This window comes from Pseudomonas sp. NPDC089530 (assembly GCF_050280705.1).
Lineage (GTDB): Bacteria > Pseudomonadota > Gammaproteobacteria > Pseudomonadales > Pseudomonadaceae > Aquipseudomonas.
Genome location: NZ_JBNNVU010000128.1, coordinates 1 through 11,198, shown reverse-complemented (window position 1 = coordinate 11,198; position 11,198 = coordinate 1). Strand labels below are relative to the sequence as shown.

Sequence of the window (11,198 nt, the reverse complement as noted above, 5' to 3'; positions counted from 1 at the left end):
GACGGTTTGCGCGTCATACAGCGCCTGATTGACGTTCGACTTACCGACGATACCGACGATGCCACACATGCGACGCAACCCCTACTTAATGAAACTGAACTGAACACATCTTACTGAGGCGTTTTGGCCGGTAAGAGTTGTTCCTTGAACGGTATTTCAGCGGGTACGCTGATACCGCTGGCCAGCCACTGACTGCTCCACCCCAATATGAGGTTTTTTGACCAGTCTGCAACCAATAGAAATTGTGGCACCAGCCGCGACTGCTGCCACCAGGAATCCTGTTGCACCGGCCCCAGGCTCAACAGCCCGACCGCCACGACCACCAGCAACGCGCCACGCGCCGCGCCGAAGGCCATGCCCAGGAATCGATCGGTTCCGGAAAGACCGGTCACGCGAATCAATTCGCCGATGAGAAAGTTGATCATTGCGCCTACCAGCAAGGTGGCGACAAACATGATGGCACAGCCCGCGATCACGCGAGCCGAGGGAGTTTCGATGTACCCGCTGAGGTATTCGGACAGGGAACCGCCAAACATCCAGGCGACGACTCCTGCGACGATCCAGGTGAGCAGCGACAGCGCTTCTTTGACGAAGCCGCGGCTCAAACTGATCAAAGCGGAAATGGCGATAATTGCAACGATCGCCCAGTCAACCCAGGTAAATGGCACAGTGCAGCCTACAGACGGATAAGGCGGCGCATTTTAACAGAGCCCATGCCTGTCGGTAAGCTGCGATTCACTGTGCTTTGCAAATCAAGGCGATAGCCTCAACCACGCTCAGGCTGGAAGCGCACGACAAAACCTTTGAGGTTCTGCTGGCGGCCCAGCAAGTCGCGCAGACGCTCTGCCTCGGCCCGCTCGATCAGCGGACCGACGAACACCCGGTTCTTGCCATCGGCGGAGCGGATATAGGCGTTGTAGCCCTGGCTGCGCAGGGTCTTCTGTAGGCTTTCAGCGCTTTCCCGGCTGGACAGACTGGCCAGTTGCACCGACCAGCTGACCGAGAGACCGTTCGCATCGACACGACTTGTAGTCGTATCGGGCTTGGCTGGTGCCGCGGCAATCGGCTGAGCAGGAGCCGGTTTCGGCGCAGGTGCTGGCGCCGGTGGCGGAGCGACTGGCTTGCTTGCAACGACAGGCGGAGCCACCGGAGCACTTGGGGCAATCGGTGCCGAAGGCGCGGCCTGCTGGGCCACCACCTCGTCGGAAGAGGCCGGCTCCTGCGGCAGTACCTGCGGCTCAGGCACCACTACAGGCTCGACCTGCACCTGGGTGACAGCCGGAGTCTGAGGCACTGCAGGCGCCTCGACAACGACATGACGCTGCTCGTCTTCGCGGGAAAACAGCATCGGCAGGAAAATCACCGCCAACGCCACCAGAACCAGGGCCCCCACCATGCGCTGCTTGTAGACGTTATCCAGCATAGCCATGTGCAGCTTCCTCCGTGGAGCGCCGGGCGAGCCATTCGAGCGCCTCGGCAACACAATAAAAAGATCCGAACAGCAGAATCTCATCTTCGGCCGTCGCCTGTGCACACTGCCCTTCCAGCGCAGCGGCGACACTCCCATAGGACGTTACCGAAGCCCCAAGGTTCTCCAGTGCCGCCTGCAAGTCCGCAACAGGACGCGCACGCGCAGAATCCAGCGGCGCCACCGCCCAATGCTCGACACAAGCATCCAGGCGGGCGACCACGCCCTCTAGATCCTTGTCCGCCAACAAGCCGAATACCGCCAGGCGCTTGCCAGGCACCGGCCGGCGTACCAGACGTTCAGCCAGGTACTCCGCGGCATGGGGGTTATGCCCGACATCCAGCAGCAGATTCAGGCGCTTGCCCTGCCACTCGAACTGACGACGATCCAGGCGCCCAACCACCCGCGTCTGCTGCAAGGCCTCGGCGATGCGTTCGGCCTGCCAGGGTAGCCCCAGCAGCAAATAGGCCTGCAAGGCCAGCGCAGCGTTCTCCATGGGCAGATCGAGCAACGGCAGGTCACGCAGTTCGACGGCCCTACCCTGCCCGTCGAGACCACGCCACTGCCAGTTGCGCTCGGTGATGCCCAGATCGAAATCCCGCCCCCGCAGGAAGAACGGGCAGTTCAACTCACGGGCCTTATCCAGCAAAGGCTGGGGTGGGTTCAGGTCACCGCAGAGCGCCGGCGCGCGCTGGCGGAAGATGCCGGCTTTTTCGAAGGCCACCGATTCACGGGTATCACCCAGATAGTCGGCATGGTCGACCCCGATGCTGGTGACCAGCGCCAGATCGGCATCCACCAGATTGACTGCATCCAGGCGTCCGCCCAGGCCGACTTCCAGCACCACAGCGTCGAGACCGGCACGCTGGAACAGCCAGAAGGCCGCCAAGGTTCCCATCTCGAAATAGGTCAGGGAAATTTCGCCGCGCCCGGCTTCGACCGCAACAAAGGCTTCGCACAACTGGGCATCGGTGGCTTCGACGCCATCGATCTGCACGCGCTCGTTGTAACGCAGCAGGTGGGGAGAATTGTAGACACCGACCTTCAGCCCCTGGGCTCGCAGCAAGGACGCCACGAACGCACAGGTGGAACCCTTGCCGTTGGTACCGGTCACGGTGATGACCCGAGGCGCCGGCTTGCCCAATCCCATGCGGGACGCTACGTCCTGCGAGCGCTCCAGCCCCATGTCGATGGCCGACGGATGCAACTGCTCGAGGTAGGCAAGCCAGTCGCCAAGGGTACGTTCGATCATACGTTTGCCGGCACCGGCGGCACTACGATCGGCTCGACAGGCGCTGCCACGAACTCAGGCGTCGGCAGGCCCATCAGCTGAGCCAGCAGATTGCCCAGGCGCGGACGCAGTTCCTGGCGCGGGATAATCATGTCGATGGCGCCATGCTCCAGCAGGAACTCGCTGCGCTGGAAACCTTCCGGCAGTTTTTCACGCACGGTCTGCTCGATCACGCGAGGACCCGCGAAGCCAACCAGGGCCTTCGGTTCGGCGACGATCACGTCACCCAGCATCGCCAGACTGGCGGATACACCGCCGTAGACCGGGTCGGTCAATACGGAGATGAATGGCAGCCCTTCTTCACGCAGACGCGCCAGCACCGCGGAGGTCTTGGCCATCTGCATCAGGGAAATCAGCGCTTCCTGCATCCGCGCGCCGCCGGAAGCGGAGAAGCAGACCATAGGGCAACGCTTTTCCAGGGCATAGTTGGCAGCGCGCACAAAGCGCTCGCCGACGATGGCGCCCATGGAACCACCCATGAACGAGAACTCGAACGCCGACACCACCACCGGCATGCCCAGCAGGGTACCGCTCATGGAAATCAGCGCGTCCTTCTCGCCGGTCTGCTTCTGGGCGGCGCTCAGGCGGTCCTTGTACTTCTTGCCATCGCGGAACTTCAGACGGTCCACTGGCTCCAGGTCAGCGCCCAGCTCGGCACGGCCTTCGACATCGAGAAACATGTCGATACGAGCGCGCGCGCCGATCCGCATGTGATGGTTGCACTTGGGGCAAACGTCCAGGGTCTTTTCCAGCTCCGGACGATACAGCACCGCCTCGCAGGATGGGCACTTGTGCCACAGACCTTCAGGCACCGAGCTTTTCTTCACCTCGGAACGCATGATCGAAGGGATCAGTTTGTCTACTAACCAGTTGCTCATGCTTTCTTTCTCCAGTACCGGCGGCCCGAACGCTCTGGTTCGCAGCCCCGCGTATGCCCTTGAGCTAAATTCATGTGTGCGGCGATGATCTGTTCGCTACCGCGGTCAGCACCTGCTTGACCTGCCTGCATCGAACAGCTCCTCAGCCATCCCGACAACCCCCGGATAGAGCGGTTGCCACTTCGATTTCGGCCCGCCCAACGGCGATGCCGGCCTGTGCTTGTACAGTGGTGTTATGGACGGCGGCAGACTGCCAGCCGTCACATCGGCTAACAGCTGCCGCGAACGGCCTGTATGAAAGCCCGAATCTTCGCGTGATCCTTGATGCCCTTGTTCTGCTCCACCCCGCCGCTTACATCCACCGCATACGGGCGGACCTGGGCGATCGCCTGGCCAACATTTTCAGCAGTCAGGCCACCTGCCAGGATGATCGGCTTGCTCAAGCCCTGCGGTACCAGTGACCAATCGAAGGCCTCGCCGGTTCCGCCCGGCACTCCCTCGACATAGGTATCGAGCAGGATGCCGCTAGCCCGCGCATAAGCCGCGCAACTGGCGGCGATGTCATCGCCGGCCTTGACCCGCAGCGCCTTGATATAGGGCCGGTGATAGCCCTCGCAGTCCGCCGGTGTCTCATCGCCGTGAAACTGCAACAGATCCAGTGGCACCGCATCGAGGATCTCCCCCAGCTCGCAGCGACTGGCGTTGACGAACAGGCCCACGGTGGTCACGAACGGTGGCAACTCGGCAATGATCGCCCGCGCCTGCTGGACGCTTACCGCACGCGGGCTCTTGGCATAGAACACCAGCCCGATGGCATCAGCCCCGGCCTCGACTGCAGCCAGCGCATCTTCAATGCGGGTAATCCCACAAATTTTGCTGCGAACGGCTGACATGTCGTTTAAACCTCAGGGCAAATCCGGGAAAGTCCCGGATGGTAGCAAATGCTTTTCCGGGCGTCAGCCGTCAAGTTCCGAGAAGCCGGTGAGGAAATGCGGCCCGACGAATCGCTCGGGCAACTCGAACTCATCCCGGTACTCGACCTGAACCAGATAAAGCCCGAAAGGATGCGCAGTCACCCCGCCGGTACGGCGAATCCGGCTCTCCAGCACTTCCTTGGCCCACTCCACCGGGCGCTCGCCAGCGCCGATAGTCATCAGCACCCCGGCGATATTACGCACCATATGATGCAGGAACGCGCTGGCGCGGATGTCCAGGACGATCATCTTGCCGTGTCGGGTAACCCGCAGGTGATGGATTTCCTTGATCGGCGACTTGGCCTGGCACTGACCGGCGCGGAACGCACTGAAATCATGGGTACCCACCAGATAGTCGGCCGCCCTGGCCATCCGCTCAACGTCCAGCGGGCGATGATTCCAGGTGATTTCTTCGTTCAGGTGCGCCGGACGGATCTGGTCGTTGTAGATCACGTAGCGATAGCGACGGGCAATCGCCTTGAACCGCGCATGAAAATGCGCCGGCATGACCTTGGCCCAGCTCACGCTGATGTCGTGGGGCAGATTGATATTGGCACCCATCACCCACGCTTTCATCGAACGCTCGGCCTGAGTATCGAAGTGCACCACCTGGCCACAGGCGTGCACGCCCGCGTCGGTGCGCCCGGCACAGGACAACAACACCGGCGAATCAGCCACCTTGGACAGCGCCGCTTCAAGGGTTTCCTGAACACTCGGAACACCGGAAGCCTGACGCTGCCAGCCGCGATAACGGGAACCCTTGTATTCGACACCCAACGCGATTCTGAAAAAGCCTGCGGCCGCCATTTCGGCGGCCGCGTTATCTATATTTGCCAAGAACTTACAGCCTGCTGATATGCGCAAAGGCGGCCATTATAAAGCGCGCGCAGGCAGACGCCACGCACCACCTGCTTTTAGTTGGGATTTGCGCGCGACGTAACGGCCATAGCGAACGGGATTGCATAACGACATCGGCAAACGCTATATATCAATTTATATAGCGAAACCATAAATCACTCGACCGGAACCTGATCAATGACCGCCATCGACAAAGAGGCCGTAGGCCTCGCCTACAGCCTGCAGGGCATGCTCCACGCCAAGCGCAAGACCTGGGAGGCCATCGCCCAGATTGCCGACCGCGTCAAGCCGGGCATGCTCGAATCCCAGGCCCGCGCGCTGGGGCTGGAAGTTCTTGCAGACCTTGGCATGGACAGAATCTGGCATCCGGCACTGATCCGCTTTGGCGAAAACACCCTGAAGACCTTCAAGCAACGCTCCGAAGGCGATCCCGTGCTGGGCGAAAACGACATCTTCTTCATCGACCTCGGAGTGGTCTGGAACCGCCACGAAGGCGATTGCGGCACGACCTTCGTCACCGGCGACGATCCCGAGATGCACGCCTGCGCTACGGCAGCCCAGACGCTGTTCGAGCGGGTCCGCGATTACTGGAGCGAGCACAAGGTGGCCGGCCCGGCCCTCTATCGCTATGCCGAGGAACAGGCGCGCGCCATGGGCTGGGTGCTGAACCTGGAGATCAAGGGGCATCGGGTCAGCGACTTCCCCCACGCCATCTATCGAGCGGGCGACCTGGGTAATTTCGAGGCCTGCCCCAATGTCGGCCTATGGATCCTGGAAATCCAGATCGCCCACCCTACCCGACCGTTCGGTGCGTTTTACGAAGACCTGCTGGCCTGACCCACCAGCCCGCCATTGCTCCAGAAACAAAAACGGCAGCCTCGATGGCTGCCGTTTTTTTTTTGCTTCTACGGTCGACTCAGGCCAGACGTGCGAGCATTTCCTTGGCCTCGCTTTTCTGACCGTCGTTACCTTCGCTGATGACTTCCCCGAGAATATCCCGCGCGCCATCGTTATCGCCCATGTCGATATAGGCCTGGGCCAGATCGAGCTTGGTCGCCACTTCGTCGGAACCGGAAAGGAAGTCGAAATCCTCCTCACCGACGCTGCCCGCGGCATCTTCCGCGGTGAACGTCGGTTCGGCCAGCGCTGGCTGCTCGAGACTCTGCGACAAACGATCCAGCTCGGCGTTGACATCGTCGAGTTCGGAAGCGAACGCATCCTTGGCATCAGGCTGCGCATCCATCTCGTCCGCCAGGGACAGATCGAAATCCGCAGGCAGCTCAAGATCGTCGAGCGCGGCCTCGGTCACCGTAGGCACTTCCAGGCCCGGCAGATCCTTCAGATCGTCATCCAGGCTGAGCAAGAAATCCTCATCGGCTTGCGCCGCGACAGGTAGCTCCTCACCCAGATCCAGATCGAAGTCCGACAGGTCGTCCAGGCTTTCCTTGGCTTCGGTTTGCTGCTGCAGAACCGACTCGAAACTCAGGTCGTCATCCAGCGGGAACTCATCCAGTTCAGGCTCGGGCTCGGGCTCAGCCGCGACTGGAGCCGGAGGCGCCACGGGGGCCGCCTCCAGATCGTCCAGGCTCAGATCGAAGTCGGCATCCAGGTCGTCGACAGCCGGGGCAGGGGCAGGCTCCTGCGGCTCATCGAGCAACAGCTCCTTGACGTATTGGGCATCCAGCTCCGCCGCTGCCGCCGCTGCGCCGAGACCTGCCGCTGCCGCCACCGCCACCATCGCCGGGAAGCGGCTTTTCAGTTGCTCGACTTCAGCGTGGTTCTTGCCATTGGCCACCAACTGGCGTTCCTGAACCACAAAGGCACTGCGATCGCCCTGATGGCCATAGACTTCCATCAGTTTCAGACGCAGCTCGCTGCGCTGAGGCTCCAGCTTGATCGCCTCTTCCAGGATCGCCGCCGCCTGGTTCAGGCGACCGCCCTCGATATGGGATTGAGCCTGATCCAGGACATCGACCGGATGCTCGACCGCAGCAACCACCGGCGCAACAGCCACGGGCGCCACGACTGGAGCTGGAGCTGGAGCGAGCTTGACGCTCGGCGGTGGAACCTCAAGACCTTCGAAGCTGCTATCCGGCAGATCCAGGTCCTTGGACAGCTCGGCCTCTTCGGACAAGGCGCGCGCCATGCGCAGGTGTTTTTCCGCTTCCTGCTGAGCCTTGCGGCGACGCGCCAGCAACAACAGCAGCAATAGCGCCAGCACTGCACCGCCACCCGCCAGACCCAACAGGATCGGGTTGGTCAGCAGCTCGTTGTATTTGTCTTCGTCGGATGCCGGCGTCTGGACCGGGGCCGGCTCAGGGGCCGCTTCAGCCGCGGGCTCGACCGGAGCGGCTACCGCCGCAGGTTCGGCCACTGGCGCCGCCGGAGTGGCAGGCTGCTCGGCCAACTGCGCCGGCATCGCCGCCGGTGGCTGGGCAGGCGCCGCAGCGGCCGCGCCTTCCGCTTGCAACTTGGCCAACTGGTTGTTCTTCAATTCGATCAGGCGCTGCAGCTTGTCGAGCTGGCTCTGCAGATCCGTCATACGGCTTTTCAGCTCGGCGTTATCGCGCCGGGCCGAATCGAGGCTTTCCTGGGCCACCGCCAACTTGTTGCTCAGCGCCTGGCTGTCACCAGCGGCACCCTTGCCCTTCGCCTTGCCCGCCTCGGCGGACACCAGGCTCAGATTGTCCTTGGCCGCGCCCGGCACAGGCGCCTTGGCTTCGGCACGCCGGGTGCCATTCAGTTGCTGCTGGACGCCACGCGGCGCCAGACGACGCCCCTGGCGCCACGCCGTATTCTGCGCCTTGACCTCGGCGATCGCCTGCGGCTGCGGCAGGCTGGTGCTCTGCGCTGCATCGGGCAGGCGCAATACCTGCCCGGTTTTCAGGCGGTTGATGTTGCCATCGATAAAGGCGTCCGGATTCAGCGCCTGGATGGCCAGCATGGTTTGCTGGACCGAACCGCCGTTACGCGCCTTGGCAGCGATTTCCCAGAGCGTGTCGCGCGGCGAAGTGGTGTATTGATCGGGCTTGCTGGCGCCAGTGACCGGCGCCGAAACCGCTGGCGCCTGGGTCGCGGATTGCGCGGCGGCTTCAGCGGCCTGCGGGGAAAACTTGGAAGGGTCGAGCAGGACGCTGTAATCGCGCAGCAGGCGGCCATTGGGCCACATCACCTGCACCAGGAACTTGACCATCGGCTCGGAGAGCGGCTGGCTTGAGGTGACCCGCAGGACGCTCTTGCCGTTGGCATTGAGCACCGGAGTGAAACTCAGGTCATTGAGAAAGCCCTGGCGATCGACGCCCGCCTTGGCGAACTCTTCGGGCGAGGCCAGGCTCGGCACCACTTCGGCAGCGGTGAGATCCTTGACGTCCAGCAACTCGATTTCTGCAACCAGCGGCTGGTTCAGAGTCGACTTCAGGGTCAGCTCCCCGAGCCCAAGCGCCTGCGCCATACCGGAGGACAACGCCGACGCGGCCGCCATTGCTAACACCAGTTTGCGAACTTGAACCATAGCCTCTTCCTTTGTTTGAACATTCCTCGGCCAGCGAGAAGGTGTTGTACCGCTGCCCTGAGGCATTGCGCGCGACCTGAAGGGCCGCTTCGCTCGATTGTGTCTGCATGCCTTGGAAGCCCCTGACAGCAGCTCACCTCCAGCAACCAGCCAAGCTTAGCGCCTGGCTAGAATCATTCTGCAAATTGTTGCCAAGTATCTTTTACAGAAGGTCTTTTATCAACAACTCAGCCAGCTGCACCGCGTTGAGCGCGGCGCCTTTGCGTACGTTATCTGACGTCAGCCAGAGATTAAGTTCCGCCGGGTCGTCGATCCCCCCACGCACCCGACCAACGTAGACCACATCCTGCCCGACCGCATCACCCACCGCGGTCGGATAGTCGCCCGCCTCCACCAGCTCCACGCCCGGAGCCGCCTCGAGCGCCGCGTTGACCGCCTCCAGATCGATCGCCTGGGCTGACTGCAGAGTCACGCTATAGCTATCGCCAAAAAACACCGGGGCTTGAATGCAACTGACAGAAATCTTTAATAAAGGCTGCGCCAGCACTTCGCGCAACTCCCGGACCAGGCGTTTTTCCAACAAGGTGTGACCTTGCGCGTCCGGCGTACCGACCTGCGCCAGCAGATTGAACGCCATCTGCCGGTCGAAGAAGCGCGGCTCCAGCGGGCGCGCATTGAGCAGTTCGGCCGTCTGCCGCGCCAGTTCGGTCACCGCTTCGCGGCCCTGGGTGGAGACCGCCAGGCTGGCCGTCAGGTTGATCCGCTGAATGTCAAACAACGCCTGCAAAGGGGCCAAGACCACCGCCAGCGACGTGGCTGCAGCGCTGGGGCTGCTCAGTTGCACAGGTTTCTTCAGGCCGCCCAGCACACTGCCGTTGGCTTCAGGTACCAGGTTTGGCGCCTGGGCCGAAGGCAATGCGCCCGACAAGTCGATCACCGCGCAATTGGCCGCCGTGGCCCGTGGCGCAAAGCTCAGGGTCACCGCCGGGCCGGCGGCGAAAAACACCAGCTGTACCTTGCCGAAATCGAACTCGTCGACCTCGCGCACGCGCAGGTTTTTTCCGCGAAACGGCACCGAATGCCCCGCCGACTCGCTACTGGCCAGCACATGCAGGTTGGCGATCGGAAAATCGCGCTCTTCGAGAATCTGGACGAGGGTTTCGCCGACAGTTCCGGTGGCACCGATCACGGCGATATCAAAGGACTGGTTCATGGTGCTACCTCTGGCGAAACGGGGGGAGCGGCACTTTACCCGGGGCTTGGGAGCGAGGCAATTTATCGACCCCGATGTTTGCCTCAGACTTTTCATAAAAATACGCGCGACTCATAACCAGGGCCCGCTCCGAAAATGAAAAAGCCCGCGCCTCTTGCAAGGCGCGGGCTTCTTCAACATCTCGGGAGGATCAACGTTCGAGCAGGATCCGCAGCATGCGCCGCAGCGGCTCGGCAGCACCCCACAGCAGCTGGTCGCCGACGGTGAACGCACCGAGGAACTGCGAGCCCATGTTCAGCTTGCGCAGACGGCCCACCGGAATGTTCAGGGTGCCGGTCACCTTGGTCGGGCTCAGCTCCTGCATGCTGATGTCACGCTGGTTCGGTACCAGCTTGACCCAAGGGTTGTGCTGGCTGATCAGCCCTTCGATGTCGGCGATCGGCACGTCCTTGTTCAGCTTGATGGTCAGCGCCTGGCTGTGGCAGCGCATGGCACCGATACGCACACAGATGCCATCGACCGGAATCGGGCTCTTGAAGCGACCGAGGATCTTGTTGGTTTCGGCCTGGGCCTTCCACTCTTCGCGGCTCTGGCCGTTCGGCAGTTCCTTGTCGATCCACGGGATCAGGCTGCCGGCCAGCGGCACACCGAAGTTCTCGGTCGGATAGGCATCGCTGCGCATGGCTTCGGCGACCTTGCGATCGATGTCGAGAATGGCGCTGGCCGGGTTGGCCAGGTCATCCGCCACGGCGGCGTGGGTCGCGCCCATCTGCTTGATCAGTTCGCGCATGTTCTGCGCACCGGCACCAGAGGCCGCCTGATAGGTCATGGCGCTCATCCACTCCACCAGGCCGGCTTCGAACAGACCGCCCAGGCCCATCAGCATCAGGCTGACGGTGCAGTTGCCGCCGATGTAGTTCTTGGTGCCGGCGTCCAGCTGCTGGTCGATGACCTTGCGGTTCACCGGGTCGAGGATGATCACCGCGTCATCCTGCATGCGCAGGC

The 11,198-nt window shown here is 62.3% G+C and carries 11 protein-coding genes; 1 reads left to right on the top strand and 10 read right to left on the bottom strand.

The features are described 5' to 3' along the window. The 7 genes from ACQKQA_RS27985 to truA all read right to left on the bottom strand — a co-directional run. On the bottom strand, positions 1-69 hold a 69-nt coding region (locus ACQKQA_RS27985), incomplete at its 3' end, for a hypothetical protein (protein WP_427564452.1). Positions 70-110: 41 nt separating this feature from the next. Beyond that, complete coding sequence (locus ACQKQA_RS27980) at positions 111-668, bottom strand: CvpA family protein (RefSeq protein WP_044462279.1); 558 nt, start codon at positions 666-668, stop codon at positions 111-113. A gap of 98 nt (positions 669-766) precedes the next feature. Then, complete coding sequence (locus ACQKQA_RS27975) at positions 767-1,429, bottom strand: SPOR domain-containing protein (protein ID WP_427564450.1); 663 nt, start codon at positions 1,427-1,429, stop codon at positions 767-769. Beyond that, positions 1,413-2,720 carry a bifunctional tetrahydrofolate synthase/dihydrofolate synthase gene (folC, locus tag ACQKQA_RS27970; protein ID WP_427564449.1) on the bottom strand — a complete coding sequence of 436 codons (1,308 nt, stop codon included), beginning with the start codon at positions 2,718-2,720 and terminating at the stop codon, positions 1,413-1,415. Before folC ends, ACQKQA_RS27975 begins: the two co-directional genes overlap by 17 nt. Then, complete coding sequence (accD, locus tag ACQKQA_RS27965; RefSeq protein WP_427564448.1) at positions 2,717-3,637, bottom strand: acetyl-CoA carboxylase, carboxyltransferase subunit beta; 921 nt, start codon at positions 3,635-3,637, stop codon at positions 2,717-2,719. The genes folC and accD overlap by 4 nt, the downstream gene beginning before the upstream one ends. A 269-nt stretch (positions 3,638-3,906) precedes the next feature. Next, positions 3,907-4,530 carry a phosphoribosylanthranilate isomerase gene (locus tag ACQKQA_RS27960; protein WP_427564447.1) on the bottom strand — a complete coding sequence of 208 codons (624 nt, stop codon included), beginning with the start codon at positions 4,528-4,530 and terminating at the stop codon, positions 3,907-3,909. Positions 4,531-4,593: 63 nt separating this feature from the next. Further along, positions 4,594-5,418 (bottom strand): tRNA pseudouridine(38-40) synthase TruA, encoded by an 825-nt coding sequence (gene truA / locus ACQKQA_RS27955; RefSeq protein ID WP_427564451.1) that lies wholly within the window; start codon positions 5,416-5,418, stop codon positions 4,594-4,596. A 228-nt stretch (positions 5,419-5,646) separates the two neighbouring features. On the opposite strand from truA, the gene ACQKQA_RS27950 reads away from it, so the two are divergent. Next, positions 5,647-6,306 carry a M24 family metallopeptidase gene (locus ACQKQA_RS27950; RefSeq protein ID WP_427564446.1) on the top strand — a complete coding sequence of 220 codons (660 nt, stop codon included), beginning with the start codon at positions 5,647-5,649 and terminating at the stop codon, positions 6,304-6,306. Between the two features lie 79 nt (positions 6,307-6,385). On the opposite strand, the gene ACQKQA_RS27945 is transcribed toward ACQKQA_RS27950, so the two are convergent. The 3 genes from ACQKQA_RS27945 to asd all read right to left on the bottom strand — a co-directional run. Further along, positions 6,386-8,980: a FimV/HubP family polar landmark protein gene (locus ACQKQA_RS27945; RefSeq protein WP_427564445.1), complete on the bottom strand. Its 2,595-nt coding sequence runs from the start codon at positions 8,978-8,980 to the stop codon at positions 6,386-6,388. A gap of 202 nt (positions 8,981-9,182) precedes the next feature. Next, complete coding sequence (locus ACQKQA_RS27940) at positions 9,183-10,193, bottom strand: aspartate-semialdehyde dehydrogenase (RefSeq protein WP_427564444.1); 1,011 nt, start codon at positions 10,191-10,193, stop codon at positions 9,183-9,185. A 190-nt stretch (positions 10,194-10,383) separates the two neighbouring features. After that, positions 10,384-11,198 (bottom strand): aspartate-semialdehyde dehydrogenase (gene asd, locus ACQKQA_RS27935; protein WP_427564443.1); only part of this gene is annotated, 815 nt, incomplete at its 5' end.